Annotated in this window: 14 protein-coding genes; 6 read left to right on the forward strand and 8 right to left on the reverse strand. The window is 55.8% G+C overall.

Going from position 1 to position 19,554, the window contains the following annotated elements; genetic code table 11:
- Positions 1-45 precede the first annotated feature (45 nt).
- Together polA and rpsA are read left to right on the forward strand one after the other, a co-directional pair.
- The gene (gene polA, locus ACYVJT_RS00800; protein WP_425579893.1) at positions 46-2,802 is read left to right on the forward strand and encodes a DNA polymerase I; all 2,757 of its coding nucleotides are present in this window, start codon (positions 46-48) and stop codon (positions 2,800-2,802) included.
- Positions 2,803-3,042: 240 nt separating this feature from the next.
- Positions 3,043-4,512: a 30S ribosomal protein S1 gene (rpsA, locus tag ACYVJT_RS00805; protein WP_343959010.1), complete on the forward strand. Its 1,470-nt coding sequence runs from the start codon at positions 3,043-3,045 to the stop codon at positions 4,510-4,512.
- Between the two features lie 72 nt (positions 4,513-4,584).
- Here rpsA and trpF read toward each other — a convergent pair whose 3' ends face one another.
- From trpF to ACYVJT_RS00820, 3 genes are read right to left on the reverse strand one after another with little or no spacing between them, the layout of a single operon-like run.
- Positions 4,585-5,133, reverse strand: coding sequence for a phosphoribosylanthranilate isomerase (gene trpF / locus ACYVJT_RS00810; protein ID WP_343959008.1), 549 nt, complete (start codon positions 5,131-5,133; stop codon positions 4,585-4,587).
- Between the two features lie 4 nt (positions 5,134-5,137).
- The gene (locus ACYVJT_RS00815; protein WP_343959006.1) at positions 5,138-6,223 is read right to left on the reverse strand and encodes a class I SAM-dependent methyltransferase; all 1,086 of its coding nucleotides are present in this window, start codon (positions 6,221-6,223) and stop codon (positions 5,138-5,140) included.
- Entirely contained in the window at positions 6,220-6,918 is a 699-nt protein-coding gene (locus ACYVJT_RS00820; RefSeq protein ID WP_343959004.1) for an IMPACT family protein, read from the reverse strand. The genes ACYVJT_RS00815 and ACYVJT_RS00820 overlap by 4 nt, the downstream gene beginning before the upstream one ends.
- 26 nt (positions 6,919-6,944) lie before the next feature.
- On the opposite strand from ACYVJT_RS00820, the gene coaE reads away from it, so the two are divergent.
- The 3 genes from coaE (at position 6,945) to ACYVJT_RS00835 (ending at position 11,281) form a co-directional block, all read left to right on the forward strand.
- Positions 6,945-7,547 (forward strand): dephospho-CoA kinase, encoded by a 603-nt coding sequence (gene coaE, locus ACYVJT_RS00825; protein WP_343959002.1) that lies wholly within the window; start codon positions 6,945-6,947, stop codon positions 7,545-7,547.
- Between the two features lie 59 nt (positions 7,548-7,606).
- On the forward strand, positions 7,607-9,751 hold the full coding sequence (gene uvrB / locus ACYVJT_RS00830) for an excinuclease ABC subunit UvrB (protein ID WP_343959000.1): 2,145 nt from the start codon (positions 7,607-7,609) through the stop codon (positions 9,749-9,751).
- Between the two features lie 213 nt (positions 9,752-9,964).
- Positions 9,965-11,281 (forward strand): TerC family protein, encoded by a 1,317-nt coding sequence (locus tag ACYVJT_RS00835; protein WP_343958998.1) that lies wholly within the window; start codon positions 9,965-9,967, stop codon positions 11,279-11,281.
- 2 nt (positions 11,282-11,283) lie between these two features.
- Here ACYVJT_RS00835 and ACYVJT_RS00840 read toward each other — a convergent pair whose 3' ends face one another.
- From ACYVJT_RS00840 to ACYVJT_RS00855, 4 genes are all read right to left on the reverse strand, one after another.
- A complete protein-coding gene (locus ACYVJT_RS00840) occupies positions 11,284-13,236 on the reverse strand; it encodes an HNH endonuclease signature motif containing protein (RefSeq protein ID WP_343958996.1) in 1,953 nt (650 codons plus the stop codon).
- A gap of 142 nt (positions 13,237-13,378) precedes the next feature.
- Complete coding sequence (locus tag ACYVJT_RS00845; RefSeq protein ID WP_343958993.1) at positions 13,379-14,677, reverse strand: alpha/beta fold hydrolase; 1,299 nt, start codon at positions 14,675-14,677, stop codon at positions 13,379-13,381.
- A gap of 18 nt (positions 14,678-14,695) precedes the next feature.
- Positions 14,696-15,184 carry a GNAT family N-acetyltransferase gene (locus ACYVJT_RS00850; RefSeq protein WP_425579892.1) on the reverse strand — a complete coding sequence of 163 codons (489 nt, stop codon included), beginning with the start codon at positions 15,182-15,184 and terminating at the stop codon, positions 14,696-14,698.
- Between the two features lie 47 nt (positions 15,185-15,231).
- Positions 15,232-17,874, reverse strand: coding sequence for a DEAD/DEAH box helicase (locus tag ACYVJT_RS00855; protein ID WP_343958988.1), 2,643 nt, complete (start codon positions 17,872-17,874; stop codon positions 15,232-15,234).
- 95 nt (positions 17,875-17,969) lie between these two features.
- Between ACYVJT_RS00855 and ACYVJT_RS00860 the strand changes: the two genes are divergently transcribed.
- A complete protein-coding gene (locus ACYVJT_RS00860) occupies positions 17,970-18,818 on the forward strand; it encodes a methyltransferase domain-containing protein (RefSeq protein WP_343958985.1) in 849 nt (282 codons plus the stop codon).
- A gap of 7 nt (positions 18,819-18,825) precedes the next feature.
- On the opposite strand, the gene ACYVJT_RS00865 is transcribed toward ACYVJT_RS00860, so the two are convergent.
- Positions 18,826-19,518 carry an MBL fold metallo-hydrolase gene (locus ACYVJT_RS00865; RefSeq protein ID WP_343958983.1) on the reverse strand — a complete coding sequence of 231 codons (693 nt, stop codon included), beginning with the start codon at positions 19,516-19,518 and terminating at the stop codon, positions 18,826-18,828.
- Positions 19,519-19,554 lie beyond the last annotated feature (36 nt).

Genomic DNA, 19,554 nt, shown 5'->3' on the forward strand with positions numbered 1-19,554 from the left:
GTGACTGCTTCTAAAGATACTGCCTCAGATATTTCCAAAACCCTGATGGTCATCGATGGCCACTCCATGGCCTATCGTGCCTTCTTCGCACTGCCGGCCGAGAACTTCCAGACCGCTACGGGCCAGCACACCAATGCCGTCTATGGGTTCTTGAGCATGCTGCTCGCGATGATTCGGGAACAAAAACCCACCCACGTAGCCGTGGCCTTCGACTTGGATACACCGACCTTCCGCTCGGAACGGTACTCTGAATATAAGGCGGGACGAGACAAAACTCCAGAAGAATTCTCGGGACAAATTGACCTCATCAAAAAGGTCATGGATGCCCTGCAAATACCATCCATCGAAGTCGACGGTTACGAAGCAGACGACATCGTCGCCACCATGTCCACCAATGCCGCCGCGGCTGGTTGGGACGCGCGCATCGTCTCCGGTGATCGTGACACCTTCCAACTGATCAACGACAACGTTACAGTGCTCTACCCGATGCGGGGAGTTTCAGAGCTCCCGCCCTTCGACGCAGACACCATCGTGGAGCGTTACGGAGTCACACCAGCGCAATATCCGGAACTGGCTGCCCTCGTGGGTGAGAGCGCTGACAACTTGCCCGGTGTTCCGGGCGTTGGACCCGGCTTCGCTGCCCGCTGGTTGAAAAAATATGGCAGTCTCAAAGGTGTCCTCGACCATATCGACGAGATCGGTGGGAAAAAGGGCGACGCACTGCGCGAGCACCTAGACGCTGTCAAACGCAACCGTGAACTCAATGCACTCGTGACGACTCTTGAACTTCCCCTGAGCCTTGAAGAAGCCGTGTTGGTCAGCCCGGACCGTAATAAAGTGTCCGAACTCTTCGATGCATTGGAATTCAACACCATTCGCGACCGCGTCTTCACCACATTTGATCAGCATCTCGGTGGCGCCGAAGAGTCTGAGCCCGACGTCGACATGCCCGAAACCGCCTTGATCGACAACCTCGACGATTGGCAAGCGTTCCTTGTCGGAGTCAACGAACCCATCTCTGTGTACTTCCACATCAACCCGCCGGCCACCATCACCCGTCGGAAAATACCTGCACCAGGCGACTACGGAGAAATCCATGCACTAGGATTCTCCACATCAGATGCCACCGCCGTCATCGACATAGATCAGGCCTCGGCGGAACTCGGACTAACCGTCGCGGCATTTCTGGCTGACGAACGCTACACAAAAGTCGTCTATGACCTCAAAACGGCATTGAAGGCTCTTGCCACGGCGCCGAGCCACTCAGTACTGCCAGCTCAACGGGATGTAAACACTTCAATCATTGGGGTTGCAGATGATGTGCTGTTGTCGGCCTATATTTTACAACCGGATCGTCGCGGTTATGAACTCGCTGATCTGGTGCAAACGTATCTCAACGCGCGTCTTAACACCGTGCCCACCTCGCAGAACCAAGGGCAATTGGTACTCGAGGGAGTCAACGATGACAACGCAGCCCAACTAGCACAGTACGCTCGTAATGCGTGGATGATCCACCAACTCAACGACATCATGGGGAGCACACTCGAGGAACGCGGCTCCGTCGAGCTGTTGCACGATTTAGAGATCCCTCTCTCGGTGGTTTTAGCGAAGATCGAGCTCATCGGAATTGCTATTGATCGCCAACGCCTCGATAACTTGCTGGCAGGATTCACCAGCGAGGTAGACAAGGCCCAAGAATCGGCCTACGCATCGATTGGGGGAGACCAGGTCAACCTCGCCTCGCCCAAGCAATTACAAATTGTACTGTTCGAGACACTCGATATGCCGAAAACACGGAAAACCAAAACAGGGTTTTCCACCGATGCAGATTCACTCGCAGACCTGTTGGAAAAAACCGATCACCCGTTCCTACACAATCTCATGGCATATCGGGATGCGACGAAGTTGCGCCAAACGGTCCAGGGACTCTTGGATTCCATTGCCGACGATGAACGCGTGCACACCCGCTTCTCGCAAACTGCTGCTGCGACCGGTCGGTTATCGTCACTGAACCCGAATCTGCAAAACATTCCTGTCCGAACCCCGGCAGGTCGCCAAATCCGTGATATCTTCGTCGCCGGAACCAACCCGTGCGTCGATGAACCCACGACGTTGTTGACCGCCGATTACTCTCAGATTGAGATGCGCATCATGGCGCACATGTCCGAAGACGACGGGCTCATCCAGGCCTATAAAGATGGGGAAGACCTGCACCGTTTCGTGGGCTCACAAGTTTTTGATGTAGAACCAGACGAGGTCACCACCTCGATGCGTGACAAGGTGAAAGCCATGTCCTATGGGCTCGCGTATGGGCTGAGCTCGTTTGGTTTGTCACGACAGCTGCGCATCTCCGTGGATGAAGCCCGCGAACTGATGTCCAGCTACTTTGATCGTTTCGGTGCCGTACAGCGGTACCTGCGCAACGTCGTGCGTCAGGCGCGTAAGGATGGCTACACACAAACGATGCTCGGACGTCGTCGCTATCTACCGGATCTGCAATCCGACAACCGTCAACTTCGCGAAATGGCGGAACGTGCTGCCCTCAACGCGCCAATTCAAGGTTCAGCCGCTGATCTGATCAAAAAAGCCATGCTCGGCGTTCAGGAACGACTCGAAGCAGACGGCCTGAAGTCCAGGATGATTTTGCAAGTTCATGACGAGTTGATCCTCGAAGTCATCGACACTGAGATTGAGACCGCCGAACAGATCCTCGTTGAAGAGATGTCTGCCGCCGCGAACCTGTTGGTCCCACTGGATGTTCAGGTCGGCAAAGGCTATTCCTGGCACGAAGCGGCTCACTAACTCAGCGTTTCAAGAGGCTTACAAATTTGATATCAGCTACGACGGCCAGTGACCGGTTGTGTCGCGTGCGTACACATCAATAACCGCGCCGGTCTTACGTTGATTTTGACAGGAAGAATAACGTAGTATATTTAAAGTCGCCTAATGTGGCACGAAAATGTTTTTTGGTGGCCCTTCTGGCTGCCGCAAAAACCCAGTAAGTTTATCAACCATATTAATCCATATCGGAGTCCCTACTACATGACCACTACTAGCAACGCCCCGCAGGTCGCTGTAAACGACATCGGCTCAGCTGAAGAATTCATGGCTGCCGTCGATGAGACCATCAAATACTTCAACGATGGCGACCTGGTGGCAGGCACCGTCGTCAAAGTCGATCGAGACGAAGTACTTCTCGATATCGGCTATAAGACCGAAGGTGTCATTCCTTCACGCGAATTGTCAATCAAAAACGACGTCGACCCAGATGACGTTGTGGAAGTTGGCGATTCAGTTGAAGCACTGGTTCTTACCAAAGAGGATAAAGAAGGCCGCCTCATCCTGTCCAAGAAACGCGCACAGTACGAGCGCGCATGGGGCGACATCGAGAAGGTCAAGGAAGAAGACGGTGTTGTCACCGGTACCGTGATCGAAGTCGTCAAGGGTGGTCTCATCTTAGACATCGGTCTGCGTGGCTTCCTGCCCGCCTCGCTGGTCGAAATGCGTCGGGTGCGTGATCTCGCACCATACGTCGGCCAGGAACTTGAAGCCAAGATCATCGAACTGGATAAGAACCGCAACAACGTTGTGCTCTCCCGCCGTGCATGGTTGGAGCAGACCCAGTCCGAAACTCGCTCGAACTTCCTGCAGGCTCTGCAGAAGAGCCAGGTTCGCACAGGTACGGTCTCCTCGATCGTCAACTTCGGTGCATTCGTGGACTTGGGCGGCGTAGACGGCCTGGTTCACGTATCCGAACTGTCCTGGAAGCACATCGATCACCCATCAGAGGTCGTCGAGGTTGGTCAGGAAGTTACCGTCGAGGTACTCGACGTCGATATGGACCGCGAACGCGTCTCTCTCTCGTTGAAAGCGACTCAGGAAGACCCATGGCAGGTCTTCGCCCGCACCCACGCTCTGGGACAGATCGTACCTGGCAAGGTCACCAAACTTGTGCCATTCGGTGCATTCGTTCGCGTCGAAGACGGCATCGAAGGTCTGGTGCACATTTCCGAACTGGCCAACCGCCACATCGACACTGCCGAGCAGGTTGTCTCTGTCAACGAGGTACTGTACGTCAAGGTCATCGATATCGACCTGGAACGTCGTCGTATCTCCCTGTCACTCAAGCAGGCCAACGAAGGTGTGGACCCAGAAGGCACCGACTTCGACCCAGCCCTCTACGGTATGGCTGCCGACTACGACGAAGACGGCAACTACAAGTACCCAGAAGGCTTCGATCCTGAAACCAACGAATGGATGGAAGGCTACGAGGAAGCACGCGCCACATGGGAGCAGCAGTACGCTGACGCTCAGGCTCGTTGGGAAGCACACAAGGAACAAGTTTCCCGCCACATGGCCGAAGCAGCAGAAGCCGCAACGACCGCTAGCCCAACCGAAGCCGGGCCAGCCTCGTACTCCTCAGCAGACGAAGAAACCCCGGTTGAAGATGCCGGCACGCTTGCTTCCGATGAAGCACTCGCCGCACTCCGTGAGAAGCTGACCGGAAACTAACCTGTCAGCCCCACCCCGGGCATATTACGACTCAGGCCGTCACTCGAACATGAGTGACGGCCTGAGTCTTTCCTATGCACCTCGAGCAGCCTCAATGAACGCCTTCATTCGATCATAGTCCTTGACACCAGAAGAGGACTCCACCCCCGACGAAACATCAACACCAGCCGGACGAAACCGCGCAACAACCTCGGCAACATTGTCAGGATTCAACCCACCGGCAAGCACAAAATCTGCCTCCACAGACGTCACCCAAGCCGGAATCTCGGCAAACGTTCCAGTGCCGTGTGATGCATCATAAAACCAATACTCCAGCCCCTTTGTCGACTCCGGGGGAGTATCCGATGCCAACGCCAACGACGGTACATCCGCATACTCATACAGCTGCACCGTATCCACGACATCGATGATCGGCTCAACATCAGCAAGAGTCAAGCCCACCGCAAACGTGTCAATACGACCTGCAGCATGTTCAACGAGCTCACGAGCACGATCAGGCTCCATCAACCGCACCGATTTTGCGGCACGCATCAATCCCACAGCGTCATACCCCAGGTCGATGGCCCACTCCAGCTGTTCCGTCGTCGTAATCCCACAAACTTTAACAAAGAGCTCAGACATTTGATCAAACCTTCTGTGATTCAGTAACTATAAAACGTGTATCTCGGCCTAATTGTTCCGTTGGTCCAACCTGCTGTTCCAACTGGGTGCCGTACCGTCGAGATGCATTAAAGACCGTGAGCAAGACACCCCCGGGCTTCAGCGTCCGAGATGCCTCACCGAACAAGTAATGCGCGATATCACTGGTCAACTCGGTGCCGTCATGAAACGGCGGGTTCAGCACCACAACATCCACAGAGTCCGCCGCCAGCTGTTCCAGGCCAGATTGATGTATTACTTGCACGTTGTCAACATCATTGACGGCCAGGGTGTCCGTTGTTGACCGCACCGCAGATGCCGAATCATCGGTGGCAATCAGCCCGTCACAGTTGAACTTCTTGGCCAGCACGGCCGCAATGGTTCCATTTCCGCACCCCAGATCCACCGCAACAGTTTCTGGGTGAAAAAGCTCCGCCCGTGCGGTCTCAATGGTTTCTAAGAGCAACGCGGTTCCCGGGTCCAACCTGGCCGCACCGAAGGTTAGCCCATAGGCGCGTAACTCAAGATCCACATCGGCGACCCTCACGGAGTTTGCCCGTGGCATCCGCGGGGGACAGGTGCCCAGCACGGCCTTCGGTGACTGGGCTCGCAACGCACGCGCCTTATAGTATCCCCTCGATGCAGAAACTCGTGCAAAATGTGACTCAAGGGTCGTGTTCATCGAAAAATTAAGGTGCCGTTGCAATTGCCCTGCCAACAACATGACCTGCGGATCAGCCCACCGCGCCACCTGCCAGGAGAACTCTTCGAGTGCTTCAAGCGGCCGAGCCAAACGGTAAATAACCGTCGTCGCCCCCGCGAGCACTTCGGCATTGGGCAACGTCTCCAGCGGACCGGTGACATGAGCATGCTGTGTTGCCCGCGCCGCCGAATCTTGCACAAATCGTGCATGCAGTCCTTGGCTTTGAACCCATTCGCTCAGTGCACCTGTCGCATCGTTCACCACCACGACCGGTGCCGTTTTTCGCCATGGTTCGGCGTCAAACGTTTCTTCAAGCACCCGAAACAGCATTCGGTCCACGTTATCTGGAACAAAAGGTGGGTTGGTCATGCAGACACATCCTGCCAGCGGGTGCCAACAATATTGCCCGCAAGTTCGCCGGCGGTCATTGCAGCCAGTCGAGCATTAAACTGTTCCAACGCGTCGTCGACATCGTCCAGGCCCACGGTGATGGTGGCTTGAGGCCCGGCGTAGTCGGTGCCCAAAACAGTGTAATCGACCGAACGCAGGTCATTTTCTACTCGGCCGACCTCAGCATGTGGAGCATCAAGACTCACGATGACCATGCGCTTGCGCACAATCAATGGGGTCTGTTCCAAGGCTGTCACGACCGTATCTGAATACGCACGAACCAACCCGCCCGCACCCAATTTGATACCGCCGAAATAGCGCACCGCAATCGCACAGACATCCGACAGATCCGCAAACTCCGTCCCCGAGTGGATGGCACGATAATTTGTCAGCGCCTGCAACATAGGCATACCGGCTGTTCCGGCAGGTTCACCATCATCTGAGGAACGCTGAATGTCCCGGTCAGCGCCGAGTACAAACGCGGGCACCACATGCGTCGCCCCGTGGTGCGTGCGCCGCACCTCATCAATCCATGCTCGAGCTTCGTCTTCGGAGTCGACGCGACGGATGATGCCGATAAACTCGGAGCGGCGAATATCTAAGGTGACGGTCACTGGATCTCGGTGAGCCACCACGGTATAACGTCTATTACGAGCAGTATCGGCATGTTGCATGCCCACAAGTCTACCCAGGAGAGTTCATGCGTCATCTCGCGCTGACAGGCGGTATCGGATCCGGGAAATCCACTGTGGCCCAGTTTTTTGCCGAACAGGGTGCCACGATTATCGATGCAGATGCTATTTCGCGGTCGCTCATGGAGCCAGGGCAACGTGTTCTGGCCGATGTCGTCACCGAATTTGGTGAACACTTGCTGGATGATTCAGGGGTCCTGGACCGACAGGCCCTGGCCAATATTGTGTTCAATGACGTCGCCGCACGCGAACGGCTCAACGATATTGTGCATCCTGCGGTGCGTACCGAATCCAAACGGCAGCGCGAAGAAGCCGTCGCGGCAGATCCAGAAAACGCCATCATCATCCAAGACATCCCGCTATTGGTCGAGACCGGGCAAGCAAATGCCTACGACGGCGTCATCGTCGTGGATACTGATCATGCGACCCGGTTGCAACGACTCGTAGAAACGCGGGGGATGGAACCCGACGACGCGAACGCTCGCATCGCAGCCCAGGCCACCGATGCGCAACGCCACGCGATCGCCGACTGGATTATTCACAACTCCGGAAGCCTCGAGGACACTCGCACCCAGGTCGAAGCCGTCTGGACACAGCTCACCACCAACTAAGCCTTAGCCCCGGGGCGAACCGTTGGTCAGGCCTCCACGAGGGGCGTAACATGTTGGGCATGAGTATGGCCCAAGAGATTAACCGTGTTGTCGCGCCGTTCAAAGTAGAAGCACCCTATGAACCGGCCGGCGACCAGCCAGAAGCTATCGCTGAACTCGCCCAACGCGTCGAGGGCGGCGAAAAAGATGTCGTACTCATGGGTGCCACCGGTACCGGTAAATCTGCGACAGCTGCGTGGCTCGTTGAACGTTTGCAGCGCCCCACGCTGGTACTCGTGCAAAACAAGACACTTGCCGCCCAGCTGGCGAATGAGTTTCGCGACTTACTACCGCACAATGCTGTCGAGTACTTCGTCTCCTACTACGACTACTACCAGCCCGAAGCCTATGTGCCGCAATCCGATACGTTTATCGAAAAGGACTCGTCCGTCAACGAAGAGGTCGAACGGTTGCGCCACTCGGCCACCAACGCGCTGTTAACCCGTCGCGATACGATCGTGGTCGCTACTGTGTCATCAATCTTCGGTCTGGGTACGCCCGAAGAATACATCGCCCAAATGGTTACCCTCAAAAGAGGTGACATGATGGATCGCGATGATCTGCTGCGACAATTCGTGAACATGCAGTATGCCCGCAACGACGCAGATTTTCACCGTGGCACGTTCCGAGTACGCGGCGACACCGTCGAGATTATCCCGATGTATGAGGAGCTCGCGGTGCGTATCGAGTTCTTCGGCGACGAGATCGATGCGATCCAAACATTGCACCCACTGACCGGTGATGTCTTACGTGAGGAAGACGAAATGTACATCTTCCCCGCCTCTCACTACGTCGCCGGTGACGAACGGATGTCACGAGCGATTAAGGACATCGAAGACGAACTGCGCGTCCGGCTCGAAGAGTTGGAGTCTCAAGACAAACTGCTCGAAGCACAGCGACTGCGCATGCGCACCACCTATGACCTCGAAATGATGCAGCAAATGGGATACTGCAATGGCATTGAAAACTATTCACGTCACATCGACGGTCGTTCGCAGGGTTCTGCGCCGCACACGTTGCTCGATTACTTCCCCGAGGATTTTCTGTTGGTCATCGACGAATCGCACGTGACCGTCCCTCAGGTTGGCGGCATGTACGAGGGCGATGCCTCTCGCAAGCGTACTCTGGTCGATCACGGGTTCCGGTTGCCGTCTGCCATGGATAACCGACCATTGACGTGGGATGAGTTCTTAGAGCGCATCGGACAGACCGTGTATATGTCTGCCACCCCGGGCCCCTATGAACTGTCTCAAGCCGACGGGGTCGTCGAGCAAATTATTCGTCCAACTGGCCTGATCGATCCACAAATCGTGGTCAAAGAAACCAAGGGACAAATTGATGATCTCATGGACGAGATTAATCTGCGCGTCGACCGGAACGAACGCATCCTGGTCACCACCCTGACCAAACGCATGGCTGAAGACCTGACCGAGTATCTTGTGGAACACGGCGTTAAAGTTCAATATCTCCACTCAGATGTCGACACACTGCGACGCGTCGAGCTGATGACCGAACTTCGCAAGGGGGTCTTCGATGTCCTGGTAGGTATTAACTTGCTGCGTGAAGGCCTTGATCTGCCCGAGGTGTCGCTTGTTTCCATACTTGACGCTGATAAAGAAGGATTCTTACGTTCGAACCGATCCCTGATCCAGACCATCGGCCGTGCGGCACGTAACGTCTCTGGTGAAGTGCACATGTATGCGGACAAGATCACCGATTCCATGCGTTACGCGATTGATGAGACCAACCGCCGTCGAGAGATTCAGATTGCTCACAACACAAAACACGGTATCGATCCACAACCCCTGCGAAAACGCATCGCTGATATTACCGATCAGTTGGCACGTGAAGATGCCGACACCGCGGATCTGATGTCCGGCATGGCTGGCATTAAAACTGGCTTCGACTACGGGATGGGCAACCGGGGTTACACCGCTACCATCACCGAAGAACAACAACACGCGAGTATGACAACACAAGACGGTAAGGTTGCCAAGCTCGCCGCCGTGCCAGCCAAAGATCTCACGGATCTGATCCAGCAAATGTCAGATCAAATGCACCAGGCTGCCGTGGACTTAAACTTCGAGCTCGCTGCACGGTTGCGTGACGAGGTCTCGGAGCTCAAAAAAGAGTTACGCGATATGCAGCGTGAAGGGCACGCATAACCTTCGTCACCTTTCGGACTCTTGCCCTCATGTGAACGCGCTCAATGCCGGTGAGGTGATATAGTCAATGCCGAACAAGGGAGTATCCCAAAAGTTCCGCAGACGTCAGCACGTCGGACACCGTTGTCCGGCCGGATGCGGACCCCGTGTCGAACGCCGGGGGAGAGACTTGTGGGCTTTTTGTTACCTAATAATTAGGAAGGACTCCCTTCTATGGAAATCACCGGGTTGACTTGGGGTATCACGATCGCTGTGATCGTTGGCCTCATCCTCTTTGATTATTTCTTTCACGTCAGAAAATCCCATATTCCCACGCTCAAAGAAGCGGCAATCTGGTCTGCTATCTATGTAGGCATTGCCCTGGCGTTTGGTCTGGTGTTCTTTGCGTTCGGGGATACCGATCATGCCGTGGAATACTATGCTGGTTTCATCACCGAAAAGGCCTTATCTGTCGATAACCTTTTCGTGTTCATGATCATATTGACGAGCTTTAACGTGCCGCGTCAGTACCAGCAAAAAGTGCTGCTATTTGGTATCGCGTTTGCGCTCATAAGCCGCACAGTCTTTATTTTAGCGGGCGCCGCGATCCTTGAAGTCTGGACCGATGCCTTTTACATCTTCGGTATATTCCTGTTGATTCTTGCCGGACAGCAGCTGAAATCAGAATTTTCCTCCGCTGATGAAGCAGGGTCTGAAGCCGACAACTTTATGGTGCGTTTCGCCCGTAAGGTCCTGCCCGTTACAGAGCACTATGACGAAGACAAACTCACTACCAAGGTCGACGGTAAACGACTTGTGACACCGATGCTGTTGGTCATGGTGGCCATCGGGGCAACCGATATTATCTTCGCGATCGACTCTATCCCGGCAATTTATGGTCTGACGCAAGAACCATACATCGTCTTCACGGCGAACGCTTTTGCCCTGTTAGGGCTCCGTCAGCTGTACTTCTTGATTGATGGGCTCTTGGACCGTTTGGTGTACCTCGGTTACGGTCTGGCCGCGATTCTTGGCTTTATCGGGGTGAAACTCATGTTGCACGCGTTGAGCCAAAACAACCTGCCCTTTATCTATGACGGTCAAGACGTGCCCGTTGGTGAACCATCCACAGGGATGTCACTCGTGGTCATTATCGGGATCCTCATCGTCACCATCGTGTGGTCGCTGGCTAGTCCACGTGGGAAGGCACTACGTGCATTGCAAAATGCTGAGAAGTTTGCGCACCGCTACTCGCAGCTGCCAGATAACGCTGCCGCGGAGGAGCGTAAAGCAGCCGCAGAAAAAATGGACTACTGGACACAGCAAGCGGAGCAGACCGAACACCGTTATCTCGATGAGCTCATCAAGCACAAAGACCAGTGGTCAGCGATCATCCGTACTGCACACGAAACGCGCCTCGAAGATGCGAACAATCGTGGTCTACCTGCACAGACCTCACAAAAGATCGTGACCACCGAAGGCCCCGTGCTGGCACCAGATACCAACGGTAAATCAGCAGATGCATCAGAAGAATCGAATGCCCGGGACTAGGTTCAGTCCCAGCAGGTATTCCTGATGGGCGTTTGTGTTGGGTCAAGCCAGGGGGCCGGGGTCCAGTAGAGGACACCGTCATCATTCCACGTCGGAGTCCACACACCTTGATGGACATGCGTGTGACAGGCGTTGCACAACAAGATCAAGTTTGTAGTGTCTGTCTCACCGCCATGAAACCAGTATGTCTCGTGGTGGCCCTGTGTCCAGACGGGTGGAACGCGACAAACAGGGCCTCGGCACCCACCCAACATCGCGGCTGCCAAAATCTGGTCATCGCTGAACAGACGTTTGCCACGGCCCAGGAACAACGGCACGCCTGCTTGGTTGAAAACGGCCGGTATCACTTTGGCATCACACAGATCAGCGAGCACCGCGCTGGGTGAGATCGCACCACTTTGAAAGCCACGCGCTATATACGGGTGCCCTTGCGTGGTGTGGTGCTCCTCGTGACAACTATCCGGCGGTGCGTTCGAAGGTATGTGACGCTCCGCAACCTGTTGGATCGGTTCGATCGTGGCCGGTGGGCCGGTGTCGAAACCTGCGAGACCAGGTGATCGTTTGAACTCGGGCTCCAAGGTGTACTGTTCCGGCAATTTATCCCGGTGCAAGTTCAATAACGTCTCGTAATCCAGTACGGTCCACAGAATCGCGGGAGCACGTTTATATTCGGCCATACCGTCTGCACCAGGAGAGCGTTTGCCTTGCGCTTTGAGCATGGTGATGAAAACGTCGTGGGCTTTCTCAGCGCGATCACGCGGATCGAGCTTCCGCATGTGTTCACGCGAAACCTTGTGACCGTCTTGAGTCTCTACATACGTTTCTGGATCATCGACAGCATCATCCACTTGCTGGTGAAATGACGCCAACCGTGCTTCGGCTGCGGTGGAATCATCATCCTGTGCTGTGGATGTTTCTGATGTCGGGTGTGGCGGTTCCGCGATTGTGTCTTCATCAGAGGGATCGATGGCTTCTTCGGGGTCCTGGCGGAATTTATCTTGATTCGCCCGGAAGTTGAGGCCAGCAAGGATGAGTGCTTCGATCAGTTCCGTGTTGACGAGATCGGTCACAATATTGATGTGGAGCTTGCCATTCACGACGGCGGTCTTCAGGGAGTTCTTCAATTTGTGCAAGCGCTCTTCTGGTGGTGGCCCATCTGGGTCGATGATATGAGCTACCTGATTGAGCCACTTGGTTGATTCTTCAGCTAACATGGCAGGCTTCATGTTTGCAGCGGCGTCGGTAAACACAGCATCCATCGTCTGCAACACATCGTGGGCGTTTTCTTTTGAGAGCCCCACAGACTGGTAGAAATCGTAGAACTGTTTGGCAACCTGTGTGACTCGGTCCATATTCTCCGATGGGACATTGCCAACGGTGTATTCAGCAGCGAGTTTCGGTAGCAGTGCGCTCTGAGCCGTCCGTTCGAGGGTTTCGGGCTCGGCGGCCACGAGTTCGGCACGCTTGTAGAATTTTGAGGCCTGACGGCTATCAAGCTGAAAGCGGTCAGCCAACCAACGCTTGCCCGATTTATAAAGGTTCACACCGTGTGGAATTCCTAACATGGTGTCTCGATCGTGGTTATACGCACGGTCTGCAAGTTTCGTCAGGTTGGCAATCATCGCATCTTGGATCCGCCGGGACTTCACTAGGTTGTCCACCATGCCCGGTAACGTATTATAGAAGTCTTTCGGCGCCTCCGGTGTGGGACCCGCATGTTTGCCCTGGGACACTTTTGTCTCGCCAGCAGGATCTTGGGCTGCCCATGTCGTCGCCCAGTCAGCGCCTGTGGCCACCGAGTGCCGCGCGAAGGTGAAATACGCTCGTGGATCGAGGATTCTCTCGGCCTGTTTCTGCGCCAGACGCAGTTCCAATGCCTGCAGCTGTCCTGTTGTCAGCGCGTCGAGTTGCTCGTCAGCAATGAGATGGTCGGTACTCGGAATAGTGGTCACCACGGTATTTCACCTCCCCACAGATTGACCTGCTTGCGTGACTACCAGCCTATAAATTTACCAAGCAGGGGGTACTGGGGAGCATATGAAAATGTGGAAAACGCGGCAGATGACTACAGCTTCTGGCGTGTCTGTGGAGAACAGTTCAGTCGGTTCGTAGCATCCGGTGTAAACGCTCAAAGATTTCAGCGCCGGCCTCGCCGATGCCATCGTGGTGCCATGCATCGGATTCCCAGACATGCAAGTTTGCGATCTTCGCAGCTGAAGCCAGTGACAGGTTGCGTTCCACGAAGACGTCATCGGTATAGACCAGAGCCGCGACCGGAACCGTGTTGTTGGCCAACTGTTCGAGGTCATACAGTTTGCCCCAATTGTCATAGGAGGCGATCATCTCGGTTGCTTCGGCCATCGGTATCAAGGCTGGGTCCAGCTCGGTATACCAGTCAAAGCACATCTCACCGATCAGCATGGGCGTGTCTGACTTCGTCGGGTTGAAGTCCGGATAATCTTCTAACACGCGTTGTGCTGCCCAGGCGGTCGGCTGTGCCCCAGGTTGGGCATAAATCGACTCGTGCAACACGAGATACAAAGGATTCGCAGCCCGGGAGACTTGGTTGTAGACGGCGCCAAGGAACGCATCGGACAATATATCGGTGCCGGGCAGGAATGCTTCTTCGAAGATATAGTGCAGCGCGTCAATCCGAGTGTTGCCGCCAAGATACATCCCGAGCGATTGAACTCTGCCGACCGTGAGTGGCGAGCCATCGGGCAGGAGGATGTCGTCGCGACGGACGATTCGATAAATGGCCGACAGGGTTTCGAGGTCCCGTGGGTAGCGTTCGAAGTATTCTCGGTTGCGCGCCCGCATGCGCTGATAGGTCGCGTGATAAACCTGATCAGCAGGACCTTCGAGGGGTGGGATACCACCGGTGATCATTGCTTTTGAGAGACCTTCTGGCGCAAACGATAAGTAGGTGAGTGTGCAGAACCCACCGAACGATTGGCCAAGGGTGATCCAGGGGCCCGATCCCAAGAGATGCCGGATCATCTCGGCGTCGGCCACGATGTCTGGGGCTCTGAAATGTCTCAGATATCGCGTTTGGGCGGCAGGTGCGCCCCGCTCGACCAGGGTATGCCGGTTCACCGGCGTGGAAAGCCCAGTGCCGCGCTGATCCAGCATCAACACGCGGTATTGCTTGAGAGCCTCGCCAAGCCAACCGCTCACGCGCGCAGGCCGAGACCCCTTCCCGCCCGGACCGCCTTGCAGGTACAACAACCACGGCTTGTCTTCACCGCCAGCGGCAAAGTACTCGCGGGCATACACGGTAATCTTTTCACCTCGGGGTGCCCCGTGATCGAGCGGAACGACGAAGTAGTGATCTTTGATCCCGGTTCCATCGTGCATCCACGCCACCGCACCGGACCTATGGGCTGTTGTCCCCATGGGAAGCTCCTTTATTGACTATCGTTGGGCGGCGTGGCGTAGTGCGTCACCATCGAGCCGGTAGTTGGTCCACCCTGTCTTTGCGACTGCACCGAGCGATTCATAAAATTCGATGGACGGGGTGTTCCAGTCCAACACGGTCCATTCATAGCGACTGTAGCCCCGCTCCACGGCCAACTGGGCGAGATGCAATAGGAGCTTCTTGCCGTACCCGGTCCCACGCATCTGCGGGATCACGAAGAGGTCCTCCAGCCAGATGCCGTGGACGCCTTCCCATGTCGAATACGTCTCGAACCAGATGGCGATACCGACCACCTGCACCACACCGTCGACAACGTCATCAATGACGTGGCAGAACACGCGTGGATGGTCACCGAAAAGGTGCTCGTGCAGCATGGATTCGGTATTGCGCACGGCATCGGGTTCTTTTTCATACACCGCGAGCTGATGTATGAGATCCAGGATGGCCGGCACATCTGCGGGAGCGGCTGACCGAACCTGGCCCAGGGCGTCGTCAGGAGTGGACTGTGATTTCATGGAAGGACTGCTTTCGGTTACAGGACGGGTGTACCCACGGACAGTGTGGTCACGGCGGGGGAGCCTTGTTCATTGGAGGCATCAAGGTGGACGACGGCGTTGAGCGCGAAGTCGTGATTGCCGTCGGGATCGACGAGCACCTGGGAGACGACCCAGAAATCGCCGGCGGTGGCACCCACGTCGGCCATCTCACCTGCTGCGAGTTGCGGGGCGGTATTGACACGGAAAAACTCGGGGGCACGCGCCGCCGGTGAGTCATCGAGATCTTCATACTGATTGAAGAACTCGTCCAGAGCGTCACCCCAGTTATCCGAGGTGAACGGGATCGCACCGTCGGGGAGGTAGTCGAGAGATTCGAGTCGGGCATCCTGCTCGTCACCGAAGAGCTGGACTCGATGGAACATTGCGTTACGGACCATCACCTCGAACACACCCTTCGTGTCCGTGAGCTTGGGCGGTTCTGGAGGTGCGATCGACTCGTGATCGGCGATCAACTGATCGACATCATCGGTCATCATGTTTTCCCACTCTTCCAACAGTGACGAGTCGGTGGTGACGATGATAGTTTCCAGCCACTGCTGTAGCAGCTCGAGTTCCTCTGTCCGCAGTTCTTGAGGAATCGTTTGGCGCAGCGCTTTTGCGGCGTCGGTGAGGTAGCGCAGCAACACCCCTTCGGAACGGGCGATGCCATAGTAGTTTACGTAATCACCAAAGCCCATGGCCCGTTCGTACATGTCCCGGACCACAGATTTTGGTTCAATATCAAATTCGGCCAGCCATGGCGCACCTTGCCGGTAGAGCTCGAACTGTTGGGCGAGGAGCTCACCGAGCGGCTGAGGGTAGGTGAGGTTGTCCAGCACGTTCATACGCTCGTTGTACTCCGCACCATCGGCGCGCATACGAGTCATCTCTTCGTCACGAACCTTGCGCAACTGGGCGGCGAGTATCTGGCGAGGTGCATCAAGCGTGGCCTCAATGATCGAAACCATTTCGACCGCATAGCTCGGCGATTCGATATCTAGCAGTTCGAAGGCGGCCAGCGCGAAGGGGGAGAGCGGCTGGTTCAGCGCGAAATCTGCTTGGAGTTCCACGGTCAGCTCCAGCCGGTTCCCCCACTCATCTGGGGTGTCATTGACCACGACGACGTCGGTGACCAACAGTTCACGCAGAATACCGATGGCTCGGCGTTGCAATTGCGCCTTGGAAGCCTTTGTCTCCGCCGAACGCAGGATCATCCGACGCACCGCGGCAATCGGGTTGCCCGGTCTGGCAAGGATGTTGAGCAGGATGGAGTGGGTCATGCGCATCCGAGAGACCATTGGTTCTGGCTGGGCCTCGACCAGTTTGTCGAATGTGGCCTTGGACCAGGAAACGAAGCCTTTGGGCGGGGATTTCTTCGGCTGCGATTTGGAAGATTGTGCAATGCGACGGGCACGCTCTTCCTCATTTTTGATGCTGGAGAACTTTTCGGCCGCCTTCTGGTCGGCTAGTGCATTCTCGATAACGTGTTCTGGCGCTTGCACCACAACAGTTCCGGCCGTATCGAAACCGGCTCGTCCTGCACGCCCCGCAATCTGGTGAAACTCTCGCGCATTGAGATGCCGTTGCCGGGTGCCGTCGAACTTTGAAAGCGCGGTCATCAACACGGTGCGGATCGGTACGTTAATGCCGACGCCAAGCGTATCGGTGCCCGAGATGACCTTGAGCAGTCCTTCTTGTGCCAGGCGTTCCACGAGGCGTCGATACTTGGGTAACATACCCGCGTGGTGCACACCAATACCTTGACGGATCAGCCGGTTCAGTGGCTTGCCGAATCCAGACGAGAAGCGAAAATCTTTGATGATCTCGGCGATCCGATCCTTTTCGTCACGCGAGGTGACCGAAATCGACGCCAAATTCGACGCCTGCTCCACCGCGTCCAACTGCGAGAAATGCACAATGTAGACCGGCGACATGTCGGCTTGTACCAGCGCTTCTACTTGCTGCTGTACGGGGAGCTCGGAGTAGTCAAAATACAGCGGGATCGGTCGGGACGCCGAGGACACCGTCACGGTCTCGCGCCCTGTGCGCTCCGTGATGGGTTTTTCAAACTGGCTCGTATCGCCCAGGGTTGCCGACATCAAGACAAATTGGGCCTGGGGCAGTTCCAGCAACGGGACCTGCCACGCCCAGCCACGCTGCGGGTCAGCATAGAAGTGAAATTCGTCCATCACCACGGGACCGACTTCGAGTCCAGAACCCTCACGCAGCGCATGGATTGCCAAAATTTCAGCGGTGCAACAGATAATGGGCGCATCCGGGTTGATCGCCGAGTCACCGGTCACCATGCCCACGTGTTCTGCGCCAAAAATATCAATCAGGTCAAAGAATTTCTCCGAGACGAGCGCCTTGATTGGAGCCGTGTAATAACTAGTCTTCCCCTGGGCTAAGCCATAGAAATGCGCGGCGAGCGCCACCATCGACTTGCCGGAACCGGTGGGGGTGGCCATGATGACGTTTTTCCCATCCACCAGTTCCGTCACGGCTTCGTCTTGGGCTGGGTACAGTTGGATGCCGCGCTGTGTCGTCCATTCGATAAACCGGTCGTAGAGGAGGACCGGTTCGAGCTCGTCACCGTGGTCAGGGTCAGGAATAAAATCAGTCAGTTGCACCCAATACATCCTAGTACGCCAAACCTCGTGGGCGGCCTACACCAACATTGCGATTCATAACGCGGTGCCGTCGTGAGCTCGCACCTCGGGTTTAGGCTGGGAGCATGGAAAATTTTGTGTGGGACCCAGCCCAATATGCGCATTTCGCCGGCCACCGTGCGCGGCCGTTCGTCGATTTGACCAACGCGGTGCAACTCGCTGCGCCGCGAAAGGTATTTGATCTTGGCTGTGGGCCCGGCAATATGACCGTGACCTTAGCCCAACGGTGGCCCGAGGCCGATATCACCGGCTATGACGCTTCGGCTGAGATGATCAACGACGCACAGCAGCTTATCGAGCAGCAGCAGGATGGGACCTATGACAATGTGTCCTTCGCGCAACAGGAGGCAGCGTCGTGGATGCCGCCTGCCGATACCGATGCGATCGTCTCCAATGCGATGTTTCAGTGGGTACCACAGCACATTGAGGTGATCAGCGACTGGTTGAAGGCTCTGAAACCCGGTGCGTGGTTTGCCATGCAGGTTCCGGGCAATAGTATTGCGAGATCACACCAGTACATCGGTGAACTTGCGGCAGAAGAAAAGTTCTCGGTGGTCGCCGATACCGCCTACACCGGCGAAACGGTGCATTCGGTCGAGGAGTACACGCACATGCTGCTGGCACACGGCTTTCGTCCGAATGTGTGGGAAACGACGTACCACCAGGTGCTCTCAGGTGCTGATCCGGTGTTTGACTGGGTCAAAGGTGCTGCACTACGCCCGGTATTGCAAAAACTCACCGAACATGATGCGGCCAACGGGACGACACTGCACGATGCGTTCGTCAAGCGCTATAAAGCAGAAATGTCCGACGCCTACCCGCCCTATGTTGGCCCCGATGGCCAAGAGGTCACCGTCTACCCGTTCCGCCGAATCTTTGTTGTCGGCCATAAGGAATTGGATTACTTCATCTAAGGCAGCGTTACCAACCGCGCTGCCGCCACTCTTCCAGATGTGGTCGTTCGTTACCCAGCACGGTCGAGCCACCGTGCCCAGGTAGCACCACGGTGTCGTCGTCATAGACACCGAAAACACGGGTGGTCACGTCATCGAGCAGGGATGTAAATCGTTGCGGATCATTCCAGGTATTGCCCACACCACCTGGAAAGAGTGAATCTCCCGAAAAAATCACGGTCGGTTCGTCACCATTTGGCACGTACACCAATGCGACCGAGCCCGGGGTATGGCCGCGAAGCCCAATGACATCGAGCTCAATGCCTGGAAACTGTGCTTTGTCCCCGTGTTGCAAGTGCACTTTGGCTGTCACGCCGGTGGCTTCCTGAATCGCCTCGGCGTCAGGCGCGCCGGCAGACGTCGGTACCTTGGTCTGTTTGACAATGTCCGGCAGCGCACGAATGTGGTCCCAGTGCTCATGCGTGGTGATTAATGACACCAAATCAAGATCACACGGGGTGTCATCAGCAGCCGACTCGAGCAGTTCCATAATGGCATCAGGCTCATCGGCTGCATCGATGAGCACCTGCGAGCCGGTGGTCTTTGACGTAATCAGGTACACATTATTGTCCATCTCAGAAACCGAACGGGTTCGGATGGTGACCTGGGGCAGGTCATACAAAACCTTAATGGAGCCTACAGTTGGTGACGTTTTGGACATGACCGCTAATTTACACGCTCGATCGAATTGTTGCGA

The organism is Yaniella soli (assembly GCF_054782375.1).